Origin of the sequence: Ruoffia halotolerans (assembly GCF_014049385.1) — a bacterium.
Taxonomy (GTDB): Bacteria; Bacillota; Bacilli; order Lactobacillales; family Aerococcaceae; genus Ruoffia; species Ruoffia halotolerans.
On sequence record NZ_JACAOA010000010.1, the window covers coordinates 31,099 to 55,847 of the forward strand.

The 24,749-nt window shown below is 36.2% G+C and carries 18 protein-coding genes and 1 pseudogene; 17 read left to right on the forward strand and 2 right to left on the reverse strand.

Going from position 1 to position 24,749, the window contains the following annotated elements; translation table 11 throughout:
• Nucleotides 1-7: 7 nt before the first annotated feature.
• Nucleotides 8-844: an AraC family transcriptional regulator gene (locus HW423_RS05130; RefSeq protein ID WP_218930867.1), complete on the reverse strand. Its 837-nt coding sequence runs from the start codon at nt 842-844 to the stop codon at nt 8-10.
• Nucleotides 845-972: 128 nt separating this feature from the next.
• Between HW423_RS05130 and HW423_RS05135 the strand changes: the two genes are divergently transcribed.
• From HW423_RS05135 to HW423_RS05150, 4 genes are all read left to right on the forward strand, one after another.
• Entirely contained in the window at nt 973-2,253 is a 1,281-nt protein-coding gene (locus HW423_RS05135; protein ID WP_235956313.1) for an ABC transporter substrate-binding protein, read from the forward strand.
• A 92-nt stretch (nt 2,254-2,345) separates the two neighbouring features.
• Nucleotides 2,346-3,218 carry a carbohydrate ABC transporter permease gene (locus tag HW423_RS05140; protein ID WP_218930868.1) on the forward strand — a complete coding sequence of 291 codons (873 nt, stop codon included), beginning with the start codon at nt 2,346-2,348 and terminating at the stop codon, nt 3,216-3,218.
• Nucleotides 3,211-4,029 (forward strand): carbohydrate ABC transporter permease, encoded by an 819-nt coding sequence (locus HW423_RS05145; protein WP_218930869.1) that lies wholly within the window; start codon nt 3,211-3,213, stop codon nt 4,027-4,029. Before HW423_RS05140 ends, HW423_RS05145 begins: the two co-directional genes overlap by 8 nt.
• A 27-nt stretch (nt 4,030-4,056) precedes the next feature.
• Complete coding sequence (locus HW423_RS05150) at nt 4,057-5,160, forward strand: ABC transporter ATP-binding protein (RefSeq protein WP_218930870.1); 1,104 nt, start codon at nt 4,057-4,059, stop codon at nt 5,158-5,160.
• A gap of 303 nt (nt 5,161-5,463) precedes the next feature.
• On the opposite strand, the gene HW423_RS05155 is transcribed toward HW423_RS05150, so the two are convergent.
• On the reverse strand, nt 5,464-8,460 hold the full coding sequence (locus HW423_RS05155; protein ID WP_218930871.1) for a glycoside hydrolase family 2 TIM barrel-domain containing protein: 2,997 nt from the start codon (nt 8,458-8,460) through the stop codon (nt 5,464-5,466).
• A 370-nt stretch (nt 8,461-8,830) separates the two neighbouring features.
• On the opposite strand from HW423_RS05155, the gene HW423_RS05160 reads away from it, so the two are divergent.
• The 13 genes and pseudogenes from HW423_RS05160 (at nt 8,831) to HW423_RS05220 (ending at nt 24,593) form a co-directional block, all read left to right on the forward strand.
• Nucleotides 8,831-9,691 carry an NAD(P)-dependent oxidoreductase gene (locus HW423_RS05160; protein ID WP_218930872.1) on the forward strand — a complete coding sequence of 287 codons (861 nt, stop codon included), beginning with the start codon at nt 8,831-8,833 and terminating at the stop codon, nt 9,689-9,691.
• Nucleotide 9,692: 1 nt separating this feature from the next.
• Nucleotides 9,693-10,346 carry an HAD family hydrolase gene (locus HW423_RS05165; RefSeq protein WP_218930873.1) on the forward strand — a complete coding sequence of 218 codons (654 nt, stop codon included), beginning with the start codon at nt 9,693-9,695 and terminating at the stop codon, nt 10,344-10,346.
• A gap of 441 nt (nt 10,347-10,787) precedes the next feature.
• Nucleotides 10,788-11,372: pseudogene (locus tag HW423_RS05170) on the forward strand (PTS transporter subunit EIIC); the annotation flags it as partial.
• A 313-nt stretch (nt 11,373-11,685) separates the two neighbouring features.
• Nucleotides 11,686-11,889, forward strand: a complete 204-nt coding sequence (locus tag HW423_RS05175; RefSeq protein ID WP_218930874.1) for a carbohydrate kinase family protein — start codon at nt 11,686-11,688, stop codon at nt 11,887-11,889.
• A 135-nt stretch (nt 11,890-12,024) separates the two neighbouring features.
• Nucleotides 12,025-12,384 (forward strand): PfkB family carbohydrate kinase, encoded by a 360-nt coding sequence (locus HW423_RS05180; protein ID WP_328803127.1) that lies wholly within the window; start codon nt 12,025-12,027, stop codon nt 12,382-12,384.
• Nucleotides 12,385-12,922: 538 nt separating this feature from the next.
• Nucleotides 12,923-14,692 (forward strand): sensor histidine kinase, encoded by a 1,770-nt coding sequence (locus tag HW423_RS05185; RefSeq protein ID WP_328803124.1) that lies wholly within the window; start codon nt 12,923-12,925, stop codon nt 14,690-14,692.
• Nucleotides 14,673-15,416: a LytR/AlgR family response regulator transcription factor gene (locus HW423_RS05190; RefSeq protein ID WP_218930875.1), complete on the forward strand. Its 744-nt coding sequence runs from the start codon at nt 14,673-14,675 to the stop codon at nt 15,414-15,416. Before HW423_RS05185 ends, HW423_RS05190 begins: the two co-directional genes overlap by 20 nt.
• 422 nt (nt 15,417-15,838) lie before the next feature.
• Nucleotides 15,839-17,320 (forward strand): carbon starvation CstA family protein, encoded by a 1,482-nt coding sequence (locus HW423_RS05195; RefSeq protein ID WP_218930876.1) that lies wholly within the window; start codon nt 15,839-15,841, stop codon nt 17,318-17,320.
• Between the two features lie 546 nt (nt 17,321-17,866).
• Nucleotides 17,867-18,931, forward strand: a complete 1,065-nt coding sequence (locus tag HW423_RS05200; RefSeq protein ID WP_218930877.1) for an extracellular solute-binding protein — start codon at nt 17,867-17,869, stop codon at nt 18,929-18,931.
• A 167-nt stretch (nt 18,932-19,098) separates the two neighbouring features.
• Nucleotides 19,099-20,130 (forward strand): ABC transporter ATP-binding protein, encoded by a 1,032-nt coding sequence (locus HW423_RS05205; RefSeq protein ID WP_218930878.1) that lies wholly within the window; start codon nt 19,099-19,101, stop codon nt 20,128-20,130.
• Complete coding sequence (locus HW423_RS05210; protein WP_218930879.1) at nt 20,130-21,890, forward strand: ABC transporter permease; 1,761 nt, start codon at nt 20,130-20,132, stop codon at nt 21,888-21,890. The genes HW423_RS05205 and HW423_RS05210 overlap by 1 nt, the downstream gene beginning before the upstream one ends.
• Nucleotides 21,887-23,734 carry an ElyC/SanA/YdcF family protein gene (locus HW423_RS05215; RefSeq protein WP_218930880.1) on the forward strand — a complete coding sequence of 616 codons (1,848 nt, stop codon included), beginning with the start codon at nt 21,887-21,889 and terminating at the stop codon, nt 23,732-23,734. Before HW423_RS05210 ends, HW423_RS05215 begins: the two co-directional genes overlap by 4 nt.
• Entirely contained in the window at nt 23,718-24,593 is an 876-nt protein-coding gene (locus tag HW423_RS05220; protein WP_218930881.1) for a metallophosphoesterase, read from the forward strand. The genes HW423_RS05215 and HW423_RS05220 overlap by 17 nt, the downstream gene beginning before the upstream one ends.
• The last annotated feature ends 156 nt before the right edge of the window (nt 24,594-24,749 follow it).

Here is a 24,749-nt window from a genome sequence, read left to right on the forward strand (position 1 = left end):
AATATGATTAAATAAAATTTTCAACGTTGTTGATATGCTTAAATTCTGTCGGACTGACGCCATAAGTCGTTTTAAATGCTTTAGAGAAATGAAGTTGATCATAATATCCAACTTCTCTAGCAATAATATTAATTGGTTTGTTAGTGTGAAGAAGGAAATCAACAGCTTTGTTCATTCTTTTTTGAATTAAAAATTCTTGAGGAGATATATGATACTTCTCTTTAAATAATTTGTATAAATAGCTTCGGCTAATTCCAATATAAGCCGCGACTTCATTAATTGATATTTGCTTATGGTAATTATTTGAAATGTACTCATATGCCACTTCTTCATAGCCTTGGTCCATCAATACCGAATGTTTCTTGGAAGGAAATTCCGAACTAAGTGCGTACAAAAGTCGATAAATATTTGCTTGATACCAAAACAGATTCATATCATCATCGGTCGTTTCAAGTGTATATTCGCAAATATCTTGAATGGTCTTAATGATTTCGCTATTTTTTTCGTAATGGACGATGTGTTCTTTCTCTAAAGATGTATATTTAATAAACTTATCAAAGGCCTCGCCACTGAATCCAACCCAATAATTTCGCCAAGGCTTATTATGATCTGCATAATATGTTACGTGTTGCCCTTGCCTTAAAATGAAGCCCTCATTGCTAGTAAGAGTATATGTATTATTGTCTACATTAAAAGTACCTATTCCTTCTTCGATATAATGAATGACATAATTTTGATAGACTCTATAAGAATAGTTTTCCGCGGGTTTAAATTGCTGGATACCGCACTCGTCTATTCTTATATCATAATCATCGATTTTGAAATGTTTCCACAGTTCACGCATAGTGTCCCACCTTAGTTGACATATTTCCATATTTTATAAACATTATATCATATATTTACGATTCAGATGAGATATAATGAAAGTAAGTTAAGCGTTTTCAATATATTAATTTGAAAGGGAGATAAGAAATGAGTAAAGGACGTAAATTGACGAAGTTTTTCTTAGTTTTCAGTATGGTGTTTGGGGTTTTTGCTAGTTTGGGTAATCGAACTGCTAGTGCTCAAACAGAGATTACAGCATGGGCGTGGGATCCAAAGTTTAATATTAGGGCACTTGAGGTAGCACAAGACATTTATACACAAGAAAATTCAGATATTTCTATTAATATTGTAGAAAGTGCACAAGATGATATCATACAACGACTAAATACATCTTTAAGTTCAGGCGTTACAGATGGTTTGCCAAATATTGTTTTAATTGAAGATTATCGTGCGCAAAGTTTCCTGAAAGCTTATCCAGATTCATTCTTGCCATTAACAGATTATATTAATGCAGAAGATTTTGCTCCATATAAGATTCAAGCAACCTCAAGTGGTGACGAAGTTTATGGCGTTCCATTTGATACAGGTGTAACTGGCTTATATATTCGTACCGATCTATTAGAAGAAGCGGGTTATACAATTGAAGATGTTACAGATATTACATGGTCAGAGCTACATGTAATCGGGAAAGCGATTCTTGAAGCAACAGATACAAAGTTACTTTCGATGGACTTGAATGATTTGGGATTGTTCCGTGCAATGATGAACGGAAGTGGGTCATGGTATACAACTGAGGATGGCTTGACACCAAATATTAGTGACAATATTGCTTTAAAAGAAGCGTTCACTACATTTAAAGCCATGTTTGATGATGGTCTAATTAATGTTCATAGCGATTGGGCTCAAATGTTACAAGCCTTTAATGGAGGTTTAGTCGCAACAGTTCCCCAAGGTAATTGGATTACACCATCAATTACTGCTCAAGAAGACCAATCAGGATTATGGGGAGTTGCACCATGGCCTAGACAAGATGTTGAAGGCGCAGTGAATGCCTCTAACTTAGGTGGATCATCGTTTTATGTTATTAATACAGATGGCGCAGAAGAAGCTGCAAAGTTCTTAGCAGCAACTGTTGGTTCTAGTGAAGAGTTTTACAGTCAAATTATGTCGGAGTTTGGTGCAGTAGGAACATACCTTCCTGTTCTAGAAACGGATACTTATGATATGGAAGTAGATTACTTTGGCGGTCAACAAATATACAAGGACTTTGCTGAATGGTCAGAAGAAATTCCAGCAATAAACTACGGTGAACATACATATGCTATTGAAGATATTATGGTATCAGCATTACAAGAATATCTAGCAGGTGCTGATATTGATCAAGTTTTTGAAAATGCTCAGCAACAAGCGGAAAACCAGTTAAATTAGACTCTATAGATTGAATAAATAACAGAATAAGGCGATGCTGGGATATTTAAATAACAGTGTCGCTTTGTTTTATACAAGTTAGGAGTATTTACATGAGTAATAGTAGAAGAAATAAATTGATGGGTTGGGCATTTATTATTGTGCCAACGTTATTAATTGTTCTATTTTATTTTTATCCAATGTTTCGATCTTTTCTTTTATCATTAAATAGTGGTGCAGGAATCAACTTGGAGTTTGTCGGCTTAAGCAATTATAAGCGATTAATGAACGATCCCGTATTCAAAAAAGCATTCACAAATACAATTATTTTCCTTATCTTTCAAGTACCTATAATGATTGTATTGGCAATGTTTTTCTCAGTAGTATTGAATCAAAAAAGACTAAAAATGAGAGGAATATTTAGAACTCTTGTTTTCTTACCCTCTGTCACTTCCTTAGTAGCTTATTCATTGGTATTTAAATATTTGTTCGCGAATAATGGTGTGATTAACCAATTTTTAATGTCCATCAATTTGATTGATAATCCAATTATATGGTTATCACATCCAATTTGGGCAAAGGTTGTTATTATTATTGCTATTACTTGGAGATGGACTGGATATAATATGATATTCTTTCTATCCGCATTACAAAATATCGATCCTCAAGTATACGAAGCTGCTGATATTGATGGTGCAAATCCAATTCAAAAGTTTTTCAAAATTACAGTACCATTATTAAAGCCAGTAATCCTGTTTACTTCAATTACTTCTACAATCGGAACATTACAATTATTCGATGAGCCGATGAATATTACTCAAGGTGGACCAGGAGATGCAACGATCACTGTATCTCAATACATTTATAATTTAAGCTTTAAGTATACGCCTGACTTTGGGTATGCATCTGCTGTATCCTTTGTTATTGCAGTTGTTATAATAGTATTATCTTTAGTCCAATTGAAAGTAGGTAATCGAGATGACTAAAAAAGTATTAACATATGTTTTCTTAATTATAATGTCCATTGTTTTTGCCTTTCCTTTTTATTTCTTAATTGTAAGTGCAACAAATATTAGTATGGATGTTACAAGTGGACGTTTATTACCCGGTGCAGCATTAGTGGAAAACTGGCAAAAATTAATTGACCAAACGGATTTAATAAGAGCTTTTACTAACTCAACTATTATTGCCTTCTTCCAAACGATACTTTCTTTATTAATCGGCTCAATGGCAGGCTATGGATTTGAAATATATAGAAGTAAAGCTACAGACTTTGTGTTTAATATTTTATTAGCGTCTATGATGATACCATTTGCAGCATTAATTATTCCTTTATTTCAATTATTTGGTTTATTCTCGCGGGTTACGCCATTAATTGGTATCAATTCGTATGCTTCAGTTTATTTACCATATATATCAACAGCGTTCCTAATCTTCTTTTTCAGACAAAACACCAAAATGTTTTCAAAAGAACTATTGGAAGCAGGTCGTATTGATGGCTTAACAGAATTTGGATTATTCTTTAGAATTTTTATGCCAACGATGAAAAATACATTTGCAGCAGCTGCAATCATTACTTTTATGAATAGTTGGAATAACTATATTTGGCCACTAGTTACATTACAGACACCTAACAAACAAACGGTACCATTGCTCCTATCAAACTTAGGATCAAGTTACTCACCAGACTACGGGGTAATGATGATGGCGATATTAGTATCCATGATTCCAACAATAGTTATCTTCTTCGTTCTACAGAAGTACTTTGTGGCAGGAATGCTGGGTTCAGTTAAATAATTTATAGTAATATAAAAGGAGATCAATATGGTGAATATTAACTTAAAAAATGTATACAAAAAATATGATAATGCAGATAAGTATTCGGTAACGGATTTTAATATTGATATTAAAGATAAAGAATTTATTGTTTTCGTGGGACCTTCTGGCTGTGGTAAGTCTACTACTTTACGTATGATTGCTGGTTTAGAGGATATTACTGAAGGGGACTTATTGATAGGTGACAAGAAGATGAATGATGTCCCTTCAAAGGATAGAGGTATCGCTATGGTGTTCCAAAACTATGCATTATATCCTCATATGACAGTGTATGACAATATGGCTTTTGCATTAAAATTAAAAAAATACGATAAAAAAGATATTGATCAACGTGTCAATAATGCGGCAGAAATTCTAGGTCTGACTGATTATTTAAATCGAAAACCCGCAGCCTTATCTGGTGGGCAACGACAAAGGGTTGCATTAGGAAGAGCAATCGTTAGAGATGCAGAAGTCTTTCTAATGGATGAGCCTTTATCAAATTTAGACGCGAAATTACGAGTGCAGATGAGAACAGAAATAGCAAAATTACATAAAAGACTGAAGACAACAACGATATATGTTACTCATGACCAAACAGAAGCAATGACAATGGCTGATAGAATTGTCATTATGAAAGATGGATTCGTACAGCAAATTGGCTCACCGATGGACGTTTATAATAAGCCAGATAATATGTTTGTTGCTAGCTTTATTGGATCGCCTGCTATGAACTTCTTCAAAGTTAATTATAAAGGTGGAGTGATTCATCTTAATAACGAAGATAAATTGAATGTGACAGTACCGCAACGTAAGTTGTTGGATAGCCGTGGTTTTGATGGTAAGGAACTTTTCTTTGGAATTCGTCCAGAGGATATTCAATCTGAACAGATTTTCCTAGATGCTAATCCAGAATCTATTATTCAATCAGATATTTCCGTGTCGGAAGTATTAGGTTCTGAGACAATATTGTACTTAGAACATGGGGAACATAGCTATGTTGCCGAAGTTGATACAAGAGATTATCATGCACCTGGTGAAAGCATTAAACTAGGATTTAACATGAATAAGGCTCATTTCTTTGACCCTGCTACAGAAAATGTGATACGTTAAATAATCGCTTGAGTGCGAATTAAAAACTAAATCAATCCATACCTTATATTATAGTGGAACTGTCTTTTATCTTACTTCGTGGGAACTTTAGATTCAACAGACTACTATAATTAAAGGTTTGGATTTATTCTGTTTTATCTGATAATTCAAGAGAATGGTGCTTGTCATTTTAAGGTTATTTAACACATTGAAAAAGTCTATCGACATAAGTCGATAGACTTTTTCTCTTTGAATGCACTTAAGTTTTATTCAAGCTCATTATATATTCTTAATAACTTTTCAATAAGAAATTCACTACTAAACCTAAACTCTAAATGAAAATTCAAAATCAATCGGGTCATTACCTAATCGATAAGCTTCTGCTAATTCTGGGCCACAGGCGTTACTTCCTAGACCACTTTGCTTGTAATCGATATGCAAGTGGTGTGTATCTTCAGTAACTAGCTTATCTCTATGTGTTACTTTAGTCAATTGTTGAACTGAGTATTGAGAGAAGTTGAATGAAATGCCTTCATGACTAATGAATTTTAAGGTTGCATCATCACTTTTCACATCTAATTTGTGAACGTCATTATGTGCCCCATTCTCTTGAGGTGTCACATATGGTTCGTATAAGTCTTCAATGCTGGCCTCGAATGATGCTATGTAAGCAGCATGATGTTTATCCCAGTAACTCTCATAGGGTCCTTGTCCAAAGTATTCAACTGCGTTGAAATTTACATTCACTGGCATAGCTAGACCAAACCTTGGTAAGAATGGTAAGATTGGGTCTTTTACGGCGTGTAAACGTAAGTTGATTTGTCCATCATTTTGAACGAGCCATTCGATCTCCATAGCTAGGACATTTTGTCTGCCGACAGCAGTCAATGATCCTGTAAATTTCAATGATAGACCTTCAGCAGTCTCACTCACCTCGTGAGTATAGATGCGAGTTGCTGTTTTATCAAAGCGAGCCTCATACCATTCTTTCTTGATATTACGATCGTTGTCAACTGGCGCGCGCCAAATTGTCCAAGTTGAAGGAGAGTTGAGTAAAACTTTTTGGTTTTTAGTGATTTGTTGAATAGCGCCATCGCCTTTACTGAATTGAATTAAGCTGTCACCGATAGAGACATCAAAGCTCGCTAGAGTCTCAGTATAAGAAATTTCTAAGGTAGTATCATCTAAACTTAGACTTGGCACATAAGACTGAACCATAATTTGATCATAACCTAACTCATAGCCTCCATCCGCTTCATTTGCACGGTATACGAAGCGTAGGCTGATTAGATCATCAAGGTTATGTTGTAGATCAATCTTAAAGCTAGTTGTCTGTTGAGCTTCAACATCAACTTCTGGTAGGTCTTGGATATCCATTAATTTTCCATCTAAATCATAATACTCTAATTGAACCGCATAGTGTTTTTTAGAATTTGTGAAATTAAAGGTGCTCTTAAAGGTAAATTCCCCATTGCTTAAGTCATGATCTTCAATACGTAAGTAGCGATGAACTTGACGATACTCTAACACCGCAACGTGAGGTGTTCTATCTGGATACATTAACCCATCCATACAGAAGTTACCAAAGTGTGGGAATTCCCCATGATCGCCTCCATAACGATATACAGGTGCCTCTTCGGTACCACGATGAATATTCACTGCATGATCTGCCCATTCCCAAACGAAGGCACCGATAAATTCGTCTTTGCTCATCATATAATCGTAATACTCTTGAGTTTCGCCTGGGCCGTTCCCCATAGCATGGATATATTCACATAATATAAACGCACGGTCAGCCCCATTGGCAAAGTACAACTCATCAATTTCTTGTACAGAAGGGTACATACGACTATACATATCGATATACTGATCGTCATATTCGCGGTTCATATCGCGGTAATGATACGCTTCGTAATGAAGTGGGCGAGTTTGATCTAATTCACGGCCACGCTTCAATGCTGTTTCAACAGCAATTCCATAACCACCTTCATTACCTGCTGACCAAATAATAATTGAAGAATAGTTCTGGAAAGGAATAATACTTGCTTCCATACGATCTGTAATAGCAAAAGTAAATCGCTCATCGTCCGCAATTAAGTTGTAGTTATCATTGCCACCTAATCCATATAAATCAACCACGCCATGAGATTCATAATCAGATTCACTCATCACATAGAACCCAAAACGGTCACAAAGTTCATAAAATTCAGCTGTTTTAGGATAATGAGCCGTTCTAATTGAATTGAAGTTATATTGTTTCATTAAACTTAGGTCTTTAATTTGGTCTTCTATCGTAACCGTAGCACCCGTATCTGGATTGGTGTCATGATGGTTGACACCAAATAATTTAATCGATTGGTGGTTAACATAAAGTTGCTTGTTCTTAATCTCAACTTTACGTAAACCAATTTCTTGGCGATAGCTTTCATGCTCACTTTCCAAGATCGCTAAGTACAAAGCAGGATTCTCAGCACTCCAAAGATTAGGGTTACTTACAGTGAATGTGTGTGTCTGATTCGTATCCAATTCATGCGATTCAAGGATATCGCCTTCAGGACTTAATAGAGTAAATTTAACTGAGTCAGCATTCTGGACTTCAACAAATTTTAATTCAATACTTGCAGAACTTAAGTCAGAAGCAACATCTGGTGTAAGTAAGAAGTGATTCACGCGTTGCTTGTTTCTCTCTAGTAAAAACACTTCTCTGAAAATACCACTATATCTAAATTTATCTTGGTCTTCTAAATAAGTTGCATCACTATATTGAATAACTAGAATCGCAATGTCATTATCACCTTCATGGACAAATTCTGTAAGATCGAATTCTGTATTAGAATGTGAAATCTTCGAAAAACCAACAAAATGATCATTCACCCACAAATAGAAAGCTGAATCTACTCCTTCAAAGTTGATATGATAATCAGATTCTACATTATAATTAGAAATAGTAAACTGGCGACGATATAAAGCGCCAGGATTCTCATAAGGTGCATAGGGAGGGTTATAAGGGATCGGAAACTCTACATTAGTATATTGAATCTGACCATAGCCCGATAATTGCCAAACGCTTGGAACCTTCATCGAATCGTAAGTTAATTCATCTGCATGCTCTGACAACCAATAAGGCTGGTCGATTAACCGCACATTATCGAAATAATGGAAGTCCCACTCACCATTAAGGTCATGGTAGTAAGAGGATTGTCGTCGGTTTGTATTAGCAAGTGCCTCTTCTTTACTCTTATATGGAACAAAGTAATTTCTTCTAGGAAGGGTATTCACTTCATTCAGTGTCAAATCTTCAAAATAATTAGGTATTAACATGTAATTCCGCCTTTCAAATCGAATTGATAAAAGCTTGAATAAAAAATGTAAGCCTTTGCTTAAGTGTAAGGGTATTCAAATAATAAGTGTAGAGTTAATTGTTAAATAAATATGTATAAATGTTTCCTAGATTAAAGGTGCTAATGATATTATAGAGTGTGAATGAAACAATGCCAATTGGATATATGGAATAACATAAGTCTCAAGCAACTAAAGAATGGTTAGAAATTTATAATGACATTTTATATAAAATTAAAGGTAGAATTATAAAATTTTTTTTTAATATTCTATAGCTCCTTTTAAAAGCATCCTCACTTCATCAATGTTATACTTTTAGTAAGAAGACCGACATTTTTCAAGGAGGTAAAACATGAAGGTAGGATTTATTGGATTAGGTGTCATGGGGCAAAGTATGGTAGGGCATATTTTGGATGCAGGTTATGAATTATTCGTGTATAACCGGACAAAATCAAAGGCTGATAACTTAGTCGAGATTGGTGCCATATGGCTCGATTCACCAAGGGAAGTCGCAGAACAAGCAGATGTTGTGATTACGATTGTTGGGTATCCAAAAGATATAGAAGAAGTGTATTATGGTGAGCAAGGATTATTCAACGGAGCTCATTCAGACAGTATTTTCATCGATATGACAACAAGTACTCCATCATTAGCGATTGAACTAGCTGAAAAAAGTAAAGAACGAGGTATTGGCATCTTAGATGCCCCAGTAACGGGTGGGGACGTAGGAGCCAGAGAAGGTCGTTTGGCGGTACTGGTTGGTGGAGACGAGGATGTTCTCGAAAAAGCGCGTCCAGTTATCGAATCATTTGCAGCGAGTATTACCCGTTTCGGTGAATCAGGTGCTGGCCAACATGCCAAGGTCGTTAATCAAATTATGGTAGCAGGAACGATGTTAGGCTTGGCAGAGATGATGGCTTATGCTAAGCAAGCTGATTTAGATCTAACGAAATTAGTTGATACAATTGGAGCTGGTGCAGCTAGCAACCGTTCATTGGAAAATTATGGTCCTCGCATTATAAAAAAAGATTATTCACCTGGTTTCTTTGTTAAGCACTTTGTTAAAGATTTGAAGATTGCTTTAGATGAAGCAGAGAAGATGTCTTTAGACTTGCCGATGACGCAATTGGCACATAAATTGTATACACAATTAGCGGAAATAGGTCATGCAGATGAAGGAACACAAGCAATTGTTAAGCTGTGGTGGGATTAAGATGAATATGAAGCAGCTAGAATTAATTATATTTGATTTAGATGGAACCTTAGTTGATAGTGAACAAGTCTATCGTCGAGGTTGGGTTGAAGTCCTTAAAAGTTACGGACATGAGGTGGATGAATCTGTTTTTGAAGTGATGCGTGGACAAAGTATTAAACATAATAACCAGATTATAAAAAATTACTTAGGTAGCGATCAATTAGTGCAAGAAGCTAGAGATATACGTGAAGCATATTACTATGATGCTTTAGAAAAAGATACAGTCGCCCTTAAAGACGGAGCGCGTGAGATGATTCTTGCCGCTTATCACAACGGCTTAAAGATAGGTGTAGCTACCTCGTCATATAAAAAGCGCGGTCTGGCGACATTGAAGCGTTTTGACTTAGCAAAATATTTCGACTATATGGTGTTTGGAGATGAAGTAAACCATGCTAAACCTCATCCAAAAATTTATAAAAAAGTATTAGAACAAGCTGGTGTAAGTGTCAATAAAAGTATGGCTGTTGAAGATTCTTCTTCGGGCTTACAGTCAGCTTTAGCAGCCGGACTAACGGTTTGTTTTGTGCCGGAGGGAGAGACAAGCCTAGATGGGATAGAAGGAAAGTTTAAAACATATACCTCTTTAGACGAATTGCAACGGGAGCTATTTTAAAGGTTCCGAGAGAAGAAGCCGAATCGCATAAAAATCTACGTAGAAAATTTAAGCAAGATAATTAAAATGTCATATCTTCACTTTATCACCAGTGTAGATATGGCATTTTTGTTATTCATCGATAATATTTGCAAACTTTTATTAGTAGTCAAATCGCATTACAAAAAGATCCTCATATAATAGCACGAAGCAATAGCAAAGTGGCATAGTATAATCAAAATTCTAAGTGATTCGTTGTAAAGATAAAAGAAATATACAAAAATTTCTAAAGAAGTGAGTGAAATTAATTATCTTTTTTCATGATGACCCTGCAACAAGTTCCACACACTGGAACTATAAACACTATCAGGAACCTGTCCCAAAATTTTTAAAAGCGGTTACTTATAACTTAGTTCTCTCGTACTATAAATATAAATTATTAAAGAGGAGTGAGTAAAGACGATGCAAAAGATACAGCGATTCGGTGGAGCGAGGTTCGTTCCTGTATCATTATTTTCATTCGGCGGAATTATTCTTTCGTGGGCTATTTTATTTCAAAATGAAATGATTATTGGTTCTCTATCAGCAGAAGGAACATTATGGCGAAATATTTGGTCGATTATTGAATCAGGCGGTTGGACAGTTTTTAATCAGATCGAGCTATTATTCGTTATTGGATTGCCAATAGGGTTAGCGAAAAAAGCCTCTGGACGAGCGGCTATGGAATCATTTGTTATTTACATGACATTTAATAACTTTATCGCAAAGATTTTGGAAAATTTATGGATCAACGTTCGGTGTTGATTATGCAGCGGATCCTGGCGGGACAAGTGGATTAAAGTTAATTGGTAGTGTGAAAACCCTAGATACCAATATTATTGGAGCGATTTTAATTGCTGCCATTGCAGTGTGGATTCATAATAAATACTTTGATACGAAATTACCTGATTGGTTAGGTGTTTTCAAGGTTTTACCTTTGTTTACATTATTGGTTTCTTTATCGTTTTACCATTCGTCTTCTTAGCAACATGGGTTTGGCCAACGATTTTGGGTGAGCATGGCGAGGATTTGCGACGGTCCGAAAGGAGAAAAGTGGACTGTCGCGCCCCTGCTTGACGCCCCATCCCCTCAATTCCAACCCAAATATTAGTATCTGACTTTTAGATTATACTTAGGTAAATCATATCATATCCTTTTTAATTCTTGGTATAATAGCAGAGTAAGAATGGAGTGAATGGGTTTATGGCAAAAATCGGTGTACTAGGTAGTGTTCTACCTATTTTATCGTTAAAGCATCATATCAACCTCAATAAGGAGAGACTATTTTGGTGAGGGGATTGAAACAAGTTTTGGTGGAAAAGTGGCTAACCAAGCAGTTGCAAGTGGCCTGATTGAGAATTTGCAAAAAGAAACCATCAAAACCCGCTCTGTAAAAACAGTTCTAGGTGTACCTTCTGGAGCAGCTACGATTACATTCATAGATGGCGATAATTCGATTATTTATGTAGCGGGAGCCAATAAAGAAGTAAAGCCTGATCAGATTGCTAGCAATTATTGGACCTGATTTGATATTGTGCTGTTACAAATAGAAACGACTCAAGTCACCATTGAAAGGTTAATAGATGAGTGTCCTAAAGTTGGGACGCAAATTATTCTAAATCCGGCTTCTACTCGTTTATGAAGAGAAAGATATATTGAAATAGTAGACTATTTAATACCTAATGAAACGCAATTTAACGTTTTATTTCCAGGAGAAAGAATCGAAGATGTGTTAAAACGATATCTTAATAAATTTATTATAACTTTAGGCTCTGAAGGTGCTGTCTTCAATAATGGTGAAGCAATCCAAGAAGTGCCCGCAGTGGAAGTGGCTGAGATTTTTGATACAACTTGGGCAGGAGATGCATTTAATGGAGCCCTAGCTTTCAGTCTTGCGAGTGGAGAGATGTTAATCGAAAGGGTCTGTTTCGCGAATTTAGTAGGTTCGCTTTCAATTACAAAGAAAGGCTCTCAAGCAGGAATGTCAACTCTAGAAATGATGGAGGCGCATGAAACATAAAAAAACTACGAGGTAAATAATCATGACAGTAAAAAAGTAAGTGAATCGCGTGTTGTTCAAACACATTTAATTTTGCCAGGTAATACGAATCGTCATAATACATTATAGGGGGAATTTTAATGCGCGTGATTGATAATGTTTCAGCAATTAGTTTTCATGACATACACGTCCACTGGGCTTTACTGCATTAATGGACGTATTGAATTTTATTAAACCACTACCTGTGTCACATTCGGTTTGTATCGAAACGATGATTTCTGGAGTGGGCAAGAAGTCTCCTGAAGTCTTTGCAAAAGTAATCGGAGAAAACCTGGCGACGGGCGCGCGCTACTTAGCTGTGACAGCTTTTCTTTCGACAGTATGAAAGAGAATCCTAAGCTGATCCCAGTCATCGAAGCAGAAGCAGATCATTATGTCATGGTTGGCTATTCAGAAAGACTCAAGAAGAGCTTAGAGGAACGCGTTTCCAATCGTGAATTCCAAGAAAAATATCGATGTGATATAATTTATTTATATTGAGTCAAGGAGTTGATATACGGTGCTAGCGTTAGTTTTGTTTGAGCGAGCTGCAATTGTTATTTTGTTAGCTTATATTCTTATGAACAATGATTATTTAAAACACATGTTATTAAATCGACGCCAAACAAAATCGGTGATCGGTCTTAGTTTAATTTTTTCAGCCTTTGCTATTCTGTCTAATATTACAGGGGTGTTGATTTCTTTTGACCAGCTATCTTTCTATCCCTTATTTGGTCAATTAACGGATGAGGTTGTGATTGCGAATACGCGGGTGTTGAGTATTGGTGTGAGTGGAATTGTTGGCGGGCCTTTAGTAGGGACGATGGTTGGGGTCTTGTCAGGAATCTTCCGATATTTTCAAGGTGGGACGGACCCGCATATTTACCTAATATCTTCTATATTAATCGGAAGCATTGGTGGGGCCTTTGGTCATGCTTCGATTAAAAAGCAAACCTACTTAACTCCGTTTCAGGGTGCAGGTGTGGCGGTACTTTTGGAAACGGTTCAAATGGCTTGTATTTATTTTCTAAGTTCGAACCGCGCGATGGGGGCAAATTTAGTGCAAGTGATTATGTTTCCAATGATGCTCGTTAATAGTGTTGGGATGAGTATTTTCTTATCAATTATATTGAATACGATTCGTCACGAAGAAGGGTTGAGAGCCATTCAAACGCAAGATGTCTTGCAATTGACGAAGGAGACTCTACCTTTATTTGGGAGTGGTTTGAATCCTGAGAATGCGCAGAAAGCAGCTGAGTTGATTCATAAGACGATGAAGGTGTCAGCGGTGAGTATTACGAACCGGGAAGATATTCTTGCTTTTACTGGGGCAGGAAGTGACCATCACCGAGTTGGGTCAGACTTGGTGACGGATTTATCGCGACAAGCGATTACGGAGGGTGAGATGTTGGTGGCGCATACGCGAGCGGAGATTGGTTGCCACTGTGAAACTTGTCCTTTGGAAGGGGCGATAGTGCTGCCTTTAAATGACGGAAATGATATTGTTGGCACTTTAAAATACTACTTTACAGATGACAACCAATTAACTGAGGTTGAACAGAAGTGGGCTGAAGGGCTATCAGAAATCTTTTCAACCCAAATCCAATTAGGAAAAGTTGACTCGCAAAAGCATTTGCTGAAACAAGCGGAGCTACGCACTTTACAAGGGCAAGTAAATCCACATTTCTTCTTTAATACGATTAATACGATTAGTGCGGTGATGCGCTTTGATCCTGATAAGGCGAGACGATTATTAATTAAATTAAGTCAGTATTTTCGTGCGAATTTAACTGGAAACCGCCAAACTTTAGTACAAGTGACGAATGAACTGGAACAAGTCAGAGCGTATTTAGAAATTGAAGAAGCACGCTTTCCAGATAAGTTTGAAATCAGTTTTGATATATCCGAAACGCTGCATCACGTATTAATTCCATCTTTTCTAATGCAAGTGTTAGTTGAGAATGCGATTCATCATGCCTTTAAAGAGCGGGAAACGGACAACAAGATCCATATCGCATTAAAGCCCCAAGGTGAAGATCTCATATTCTCCGTTGAAGATAATGGGTATGGAATTCCAGAATCTATCATTGAAAAGTTAGGGAAAGAGGTTGTGGAATCGGCAGAGGGAACTGGCACGGCGTTGGAGAATTTAAATAAACGTTTAGTAGGTATCTATGGTAAGAAAAGTGAGCTCCAGATTGAATCGTCGTCTGACGGAACCAAAGTGAGTGCTTTAATACCATATCTTTCAGAGGAGGAGAAGATGAATCATGAAAATTCTTTTAGTTGACGATGAGCAACTTGCTCGTCAAGAATTGAGTTATTTACTGACAGAAATAAAGTCGGGGAATGACTATTTTGAAGCGAGTCACATTAAAGCTGCCCAACAAATGCTTTTAAAAGAAGCCATTGATGTGATTTTTCTAGACATGCATTTGCAAAATGAATCTGGCATGGAGTTAATGGAAACTGTGACTCAGATGAAGGAACCGCCATTTGTCGTCTTTGCGACCGCTTATGATGACTTTGCGGTGAGGGCATTCGAGCTGGATGCGACGGATTATATCTTAAAGCCATTTGATTTGGAACGTCTGCAAAAAGTCATGAGTAAAATAGAAGCCCGAATGAGTCACCGGTCTGTTCAGAATGTACCGGATAAAAAATCCGACGCATCATCGCGTGATAAACGCTATTTACCGATTGAAGATGAGGACCGAATTGTCATGGTAGCAATGAATGATGTTTATGTGGTGACGACCGATGAAGGCGAAGTCATTATCCAAACGCATGATAAAGAGTATCGTATGCGCGAGTCACTCAAAGCAATGAAGGAAAAGTTACCTGAGGAAAACTTCATGCAAGTTCATCGGGCCTACATTATTAACTTGAATGAAGTTGAAGAAATACAGCCTTGGTTCAACCGAAATTATCAAGTCACGATGAATAATGGGTCAAAAGTCATTGTGAGTCGGTCATATATGCAAGCGTTCAAAGCTGTTTTTGGTTTGTCCTAAAGAGGGGCCGTATTTGCTCGCAATCCTATATTAAGAAATCACAATACTACAGCCCAACGGCTACTGAAAACAAAACGCTTTGAATGAATCCTGAACCGAAGCAGGCATTGACAAGGACTTCGGCTCAGCGAAACTCTCTGAATTAATCGAAGTAATCTCTGGAGACGGTTCTGTAACGGTAATAACAGCAAGCTAACTAAAATAAAGGTCGAGTCACGAGGATTCAAGAGGCAAAAATCATCGTGAATCGATCTTTTTCAAGCTTTCATAGATATTTGAGGCTTGTGAGAGAGATGCTGTAAGCGCTTCACCTACCGAGATGTGCATTTCATTTAAAATATTGTGCATTTGGTCACAAAACAGCCCTATCCTTTCTTATTTAATGTATATTTTAGTTAACAAAGAAAGAAGGAGTGGAAAAGATGATTTCTTTATTGGGTGGTATTGCTTTACTAGTGATTGGGTATTTTACTTACGGAAAATTTATTGAAAAGAACTTTCAAATTGTTCCAGATCGTAAAACACCTGCGGAAGTATTAAAAGATGGCATGGATTTCGTGCCAATGTCTCGTTCGAAAAATGCCATTATTCAATTATTAAATATTGCGGGGACAGGGCCAATTTTTGGTCCAATTATGGGAGCCCTCTATGGGCCAATCGCTTATGTATGGATTGTTGTCGGTTGTATCTTCGGGGGAGCCGTCCACGATTACATGATCGGTATGATTTCTTTACGTAATGATGGTGCTCACTTACCAGAGTTAGCCAGTCGTTACTTAGGTAAAAACTTCAAACATATCGTAAACCTATTCTCAATTGTATTACTCCTATTAGTAGGAACGGTATTCGTAACAACGCCAGCTAACTTAATTAGTAGTTTAACACCTGATTTCTTAACGATTGGTATTATTACGTTACTTATCTTTGCTTACTATGTCATTTCGACGTTATTGCCGATTGATAAAGCAATGGGGAAAGTATATCCATACTTTGGAGCCATCTTAATTATTTCAACAATTGCGATTGGTTTAACATTAATCTTTGGAAACTACCAAATGCCAGAGTTAACTTTATCAACAATTCGTTTAGAAAACTATAACGGTGTACCAATGTTCCCAGCGATTTTCTTTACTATTTCATGTGGAGCATTATCAGGTTTCCATGCAACTCAATCACCAATGGTTTCTCGTACAACAACATCAGAATCCCAAGGTCGTTACATTTTCTATGGAATGATGATTGCAGAAGGTGTTATCGCAATGATTTGGGCATCGGCTTCAATGAGTTTATTCGATGCAGGAACGTTAAGCGCCTTAATAAATTCAGGAACACCATCGGCAGTTGTGAACGAAGTATCACTGATGTTATTAGGTAATGTCTTTGGGACCTTAGCCATCTTTGGTGTGATTGTTCTTCCAATTTCATCGGGTCTATCAGCTTTCCGAAGCTTACGAGGAATTATCGCGGACTACATCAATGTGAAACAAGACACAACTAAGAAAGTCTTAATGTTAACTATTCCAATTTTCGTCGTATCATTCATGCTTACTTTAGTAGACTTCAATTTACTATGGCGCTACTTTAACTGGGCAAACCAAGTGACAGCCGTAATTGCATTATTTGTTGCGACACGTTACTTAAGATTGAAAAATCGAAACTATATTGTTGCTCTAGTGCCAGGTGCCTTCATGTTATATGCCGTGCTAGTGTACATCTTAAGTGAGCCAATCGGCTTTAACCTAGGCTTAACACCAGTGACATATATTGTCGGTTTAGTCGTATCCGTGATTATCCTTTGGTACTTAACGAAAGCAGGAACTAAACAGATCAGTACTCTGGACGAAAACTCAGAAATCGTTAACGACCACTTGCCAATTGGAACCTTCTCATCGGGGGAAGCGTAGATAGTATATATTACAAACTCAAATAACCTACTAACATTTTTAAAATGTGTAGTGACCCCCTAAATCCATGTCCGGATTCAGGGGGTCACTACAAATGTAGGTCTTTTTTATTTGGGTTTGGGGTTGTGGGGCGTCGTGAGTTGGCTCGACAGTCCGCAAATTCGTTTCCGTAGCGTCGTGAGTTGGCTCGACGGACCACAAACCAGTTTCCGGAGTGTCGTGAGCTGGGACGACGCTACGCAAGCTCATTTTCGGACCGTCGTGGGAGTTTACGACACCTCGGAGACTCACCTTTGAATGAATATTAATAAAATAAAAACGAACTATATGTCTATTAGACGTATAGTTCGTTTTTTATCACATATATTTTGGGTTAAAAACATAAAATAGTAAAAGTGCATTGTGAAATTCTGCAAGGTGTTTACAATGGGAATCGATATTATTTACATAAACTTTACATAAAAAGATAAAAATTTACTTGAGATTTACGATAAATTTACAATAGGTTGTTAATATTAAAGCTGTAAAAAATTTAGGAGGAATATTATGAAACTTAAAAAAGCGTTAGGGTTTATTACAGTTGCAGGGACAGTATTATCAAGTTTAGGTTTATCTAGTTTAACGTCAAATGTGCAAGCTCAAGATATGAAAGAAGTCGTAGTTTACTCAAATTCTTTATCTGATTCTCGTGAAGAATGGATTGCTGAACGTGCAGAAGAAGCTGGATTTTCTTTAGAATTTGTAGCTGCTGGAGGAGGAGAAATCCTTAACCGTTTATTAGCAGAAAAAAATGCACCACAAGCTGATGTAACATTCGGTATGGATGAAGCAAGTTTTGCACAATTAACTGAAGAGCAAATATTATTAGAGTATGTTCCTACTTGGGTAGAAACAATCCCAGAAGAAGCAAATATTGGTAATGGTTTCTACCATCCATTAGTAGAGCAACGTATCTTCATGATTTATAACCCAGAATTTGTAAGTGAAGATCAAGTGCCTTCTAATTGGCAAGACTTAGCAGCAAATCCTGATTTACAAGGAAAATACATGGTTCCCAACGAATTAGGTGGAGGAACAAACCAAAAGGCAGTAATGAGTATTCTACTACAATACCAAGATGAGAATGGCGAATACAGTATCTCTGATGAAGGTTGGACACAAGTAGAAGAGTATTTAAATAACGGTTATATGACACCAGAAGGTGAAGACGCTTGGCAAAACTTTGCAGACGGAAAAACTGTTATGACATATACATCAACAAGTACTTTACCTTTAATGGAAGAACAATATGGATTTGAAGGAGTTATTGTAAACCCTGAGCAAGGTGTAATTACAATGCGTGAACAAATCGGTATCTTAGATAAAGGTGAAGATCATGACTACACTGCTGCACAAGAATTTGTTGAGTGGTTCGGCGGAGATGAAATCCAAGCTGAGTGGGCACCTGAATTTGGTTCTCACCCATTAAACGAAGTGGCTTATGAAGCAACAACTGATCGCGTCAAAGAAATTGTTGATGCAACAGAACCAATGGATGTTGATTGGGATTTCGTTCGTGAAAACATCAGTTCTTGGGTTGAAAAAATTGAATTAGAGTTAATGCCTCTATAAGTAGCGAAAGAATAAGGTAAGTAATTGTGAAGGCACAATTAGGAATGACTTATCAGTTTACTACGGTAATCTGACTATTATTATTTCCTAAAGTCTTAACAATCATAAAAGGTGTTGAGCGGAAGAAAATCATTCTTTCGCTCTTAATTTTTAGGGAGGATTTTTTCATGATTGAAATCAAAAATTTAGAAATTAAGTATGATGATTTTGTAGCAATCGATAATATAAGTTTTACTATTGAAGAAGGTGAGTTTTTTACTTTGCTTGGACCTTCAGGATGTGGAAAGACGACAACACTACGTTCAATAGCAGGTTTTCTTACTCCCAGTCAAGGAGAAATTAAAATTCACGGAAATAATATTATTCCGATTCCAATTGAACAAAGAGACATAGGAATGGTATTTCAATCCTATGCGTTATTTCCTACGATGACAGTTTATGACAATATAGCATACGGGTTAAAGGTTGATAAGCTACCGAAACAAGAAATTCAAGTAAAAGTAGATGAGTTAGCAAAGCTAGTTGAACTAGATCAAAGTCACCTTCATAAGAATGTTTCTGAACTTTCAGGTGGACAACAGCAAAGAGTAGCCATTGCTCGTGCCTTAGCAAAAAATCCTAAAATTGTCTTATTTGATGAACCACTTTCAAATTTAGACGCTAAATTACGTAAACAATTAAGAAGTGAATTGAAACGAATCCAAAGTGAGACAGGGATGACAGCAATTTACGTGACACATGACCAAGAAGAAGCTCTTGAATTATCCGATCATATAGCAGTTTTTAATAATGGAAAGATTGATCAAATAGGAACGCCAGAAGAAATCTATAATCAATCAAAAACGGAATTCGTTTGTAAATTTATTGGAGAAGCAAATATAGTTGGAAATGAGTTGATGTCTAAGATCAATGAACAGCTTAGTGAAAATCAACAGTTTGATTTATCAAAAAAACATTATATTCGGGAAGAAAAAATTAAATTGTGGCGCACTAATAACGAGAAAGATTCAGTAGCGTTAAAAGCGACAGTTTCTCATATACAATTTGCAGGAAAGTTTTTAACTTATACATTAAAAAGTTTTGGGACCATTTTTAAAACGATTGAAAAGCAAGATGGGAATCAGACAGAATTTGCACAAGATGAAGTAACAATATTTATACATCCTAAAGATATTCTGGAGTACGAGGTGAGTTTATAATGGCATCAGTTACAAGAAAAAAGAATGTTTTACAGCGACTCCCAATGATATTGTTAATTCTATTTATATTATGGTTTTTATTAACTTTTTTATTTAATCCTGTATTTACGATAATGAAAGATACATTTTGGGTAGATCGACAGTTTACAACAGATGCGGTGTCGAAAATATTGCGTTCGAATAGGGCTTTAACAGCGGTTATGAACTCTGTGATTTTAGCAATTGTGTTAACTTTTACAATAAATATTGTAGGTACCTTTATTGTTTTGGTGACAGAATACTTTGATATAAAGGGAGCCGCTATTTTAAGAATTGGCTTTATGTCGACACTCGTTTTTTCGGGCTTAGTATTAAACAATGGTTATTTATATGTTTACGGACAGAATGGTATTTTAACAAAGTTACTGCTCTCAATTAATCCCAATCTTGATCCACAATGGTTTACGGGATTTCCAGCAGTAGTTTTCGTAATGACTTTTGCCTGTACATCAAATCACATGTTGTTTTTGAGAAATGCTGTAAAAGGATTGGATAGTAGTGTTATTGAAGCAGCAGAAAATTTAGGGAGTAGCCAGTGGCAAATATTAAAAAGTGTTGTCATTCCGATGTTGAAGCCTGTACTAATTACGCTGACAATCATGTCATTTCAAATTGGACTGAGTGCGATGTCAGCACCTCTAATGGTAGGTGGAAGTTTCCAAACAATTTCACCTCTAATATTGACATTTTCTCAACGCCCAGCTTCCCGTGACATCGCTGCTTTACTTTCACTAGTTTTAGGTTTAGCTCAGATCGTATTACTAATCGTGATGACATACAACGAAAAAAGAGGGAATTACTTATCAATTTCTAAAACAAAAACGAAACTAATAAAACAAAAAATTAACAATCCAATATTAAATACTGTAGTTCATATAATTGCATATGTTCTGTTTATAATTTATGTTCTTCCTTTAATATTAGTAGTATTGTTTAGTTTTATGGATACACAAGGAATTACACAATCAATACTATCGATGGACTTCTTTACATTAGAGCATTACCAAAGTATTTTGAGTGATGCAGGCAACTTACAACCTATATTAACCAGTTTTACATTCTCTGGTATTGCGGCTGTTGCTTCTGTAGTCTTCATGTTAGTTATAGTCCGCTTAGTTATGACTCATCGAAAAAGTAATTTTTTCGAAGGTATTGAGTTAGCATTTTATATACCTTGGTTACTACCAGCATTACTAATCGCTCTAGGAGTAATTCTAGCTTACGATGAACCGTCTGCTTTGCTTTTTGGTAATTTAGTAGTCGGAACATGGTGGGTATTACCAGTTGTATATTTAATTATGATGCTACCCTCAACTTTAAGGTATTTGAAGAGTGCATACTACTCTTTCGATCAAAACCTAGAAGATGCCTCACGCGTACTTGGTTCATCAGGTTTCAGGACATTTTGGCAAGTAATATTTCCAGCTTTATTACCAACTGCCTTAGCCTTAATTGCTTTGAATTTTAACAGTTATTTAGCAGATTATGATTTATCCGTTTTCCTATATCAACCAGGGAGACCGACGCTAGGGATTGCCATTAGGGAAAATGCAGCACCTGGAGCAAACGTTGATGCAGTTGCTGTAAACTTAGTTTACTCAGTGCTATTAATGGTTGTGAGTTCATTAGTACTTTACTTTGTTTATGGACGAGGTACACAAGTTGGGGAGAAACGAAGTGGTTTCGTAAGAGCCTCGAATAGAAAACGAGGCAGAAAATGATAAATAATAGATTTCAATACCACTTAAACAAGTATCCTTTTTTAATAATGTCTCATCGTGGCTTTTGGGGAGGCAATATTATTCAAAACACAACTCAATCTGCTCAATTAGCTTATGCAGCTGGAGCTGATATTGTAGAAATTGATATTTGTCGATCCAAAGATGGAATTTTTTATCTATTTCATGATGGTGAGGAGTTAGACTTATTAGGTATTAACAAGCCTTTTTGGGAATTTAATTCTGACTTTATAGATAGCGCTTCAGTGCTAAATTCATTAGGTAACCCATCAGGTTATCGAATACAAAGGTTGTCTGAATTTTTATCATGGCTCCCGAATGATAGATTAGTTAATATTGATCGTTCATGGCATTATTGGGAAGATAAATCATTTTTTTCGCTGATACACAATTCTGGGAAAAGTAAATCTCTTTTACTCAAAAGTCCAGTCAATAATAGGTGGCTTACTTCATTCGAAAGAAACGCCGGTGATCTTGCTTTTATGCCAATTGTTAAAAGCCACGAAGATGTAATAAGTGTATTAGGATATGACAATTTGAACACAGTTGGAATGGAATTAGTTGTAAAATCAGTCGATAGTGAATTATTAGATAAGAATTTTATTAAAACACTCAAAAACCATGGGTTCTTTTTGATGGCAAATGCTGAGAAACTAGGTGAAAATTTCAATTTATTTGCCAACTTTGATGATGACATGGCATTACTTGATTCATTAAATTCTGGTTGGGATGTATTTATTTCTTGGGACATCGATGTTATACAAACTGATTGGCCGAATTTCTTGACCGACTATCGGATTAAGATTGAAAAAAATGACAAATATTTGGAAGAACAAGAGAGTTTTAATGATTACAACGGCCTAGTTGATCCACAAAAGTTACGCCCACTACTTGGGGAAAGTTATAGCAACCAAGCTGCTTTTAAATCAGTAGTTGATTTAGTGAACGAGTGGCAAATGAAAAGAGCATTAGCTGAGTTAACTAAACTGGAAAAGTCAGAAACGACAGCCATTGATGCATTAAGATTCAAAGCGGAAATATATTTTGTCTATGAAGCACATTCAACTTTAATGAAAGTTATTGATAAGCTTCTAGGGGTTGAACCAGATGATTTACAAGCGCTTTGGTTAGGAGCAATTAGTCGACTAGCCAATAATGAACAAGAAGAAGCTCAAGTTTATATAGAAAAATTATTAAACTATCATCCAAAATGGGCTGAGAAGTTACAAAAATATTTAGAAATAATTTCTGAGTACTCAAACTTAAAGCATGTAGTTTCCGATTTAGAAAAATTAAACTCATTAGATGTGATTGCAATTTATGGATATGGATTAACTGATAAAGGAGAAATTCCACGTATTCTAGAAAATCGGCTCCTAAAAGGTTTGGAATTATCACAAGCTTTTCCTGAAGCAAAAGTGATAGTGAGTGGTGGTGCAGTCACAACACCGTTTAATGAAGCAGAAGCAATGACATCCTTTTTAATTGAACATGGTGTGTCTAAAGAGCGTATAATTATGGAGCCTTTAGCGAAAGATACCGTTGGAAATAGCGTTATGATAGCCCCAATATTAAAAGAATCACGTTTTGAAAACTGTAGTGTAGTTACTTCGGTGACACATTTACCTCGAGCAATTATGAGTTTAATCGGAGCTTTAGATTCCGTAGATTATACTTTAGATATTTACGGCGCTTCAGCTGAAGAGATGATAATTGATATACCACAAAATGAAAGACGCTTAACTTATAGTACTCTATTTAGAGCCTTGGACCTATATACTAAAAACGATTTGGAAAGTGTGAGATTTAATGACAGTAACTTTTAATGAAGAAGGAAAATTTCGTATTGCTCAGGTAACGGATGTTCATTTAAATCATTATCCTTTTGATGACAATGATGAACAAATTTTATCTGATATATTTAATGCAATTCAACATATTAAACCGGATTTAATAATGATTACAGGAGATTTTAGTAATAGTTATAATAATCCAGAAGAACTTGGAATAATGACTGGCTTTTTTGAATTTCTTAATAAGTTTGATATACCAAAGGCAATCACTTATGGAAATCATGATACAGAATTTGAATTGAGCCGACAGGACGCAGAAAAGTTGTTTAACAAAGTCGTTAAAAATAAAGTAATTCGAAAACATGAAAAAATAGTAGGAGATTTAACTCAATATGTCATTGAAGTTAATGATGCGAGAGGCTTTTTAAATCGCGTACTCTATGTAATGGATACTGGACATGTGGCTCCGGGCCCGATGAAGACTAATGATTGGATTTTACCAAATCAAGTAGAGTGGTTTAGAGAAGCAAGCAAGGAATATAAAGTGCTCAAAGATAATCTGTTATTTATTCATATTCCTATACCAGAATACTTGAGAGCAAAGGATCAAATTGTTAGTGGCACTTTATTGGAACCAAATCAATTGATATCAACAAGTCGAGTAAATACAGGGCTATTTTCTGAATTACTTTTTTCAGATCAAATATATGGAGTGTTTTGTGGACACAATCATTTGAACAACGCAGAACTGCTTTGGGAAGGAATTCATCTTTTCTATGGAATGTTTAGTGGTAAAGAAGAGAAGGCTGGGGATTTCCGTGGTATACGATATATAGATTTAGCTACTGATGATTCAGTTCAATCTGAATGTGTATTTTATAAAGATTTGTAATAAGTGAGCCTGCTTTGTAGCAGGCTTTTTTCATTATAGAAATTTTGAATGAAAAGGGTAGTATTGTGGGTTGTGGGGCGTCGTGAGTTGGCGCGACAGTCCGCAAATTCGTTTCCGTAGCGTCGTGAGTTGGCGCGACGTACCGCAAATCAGTTT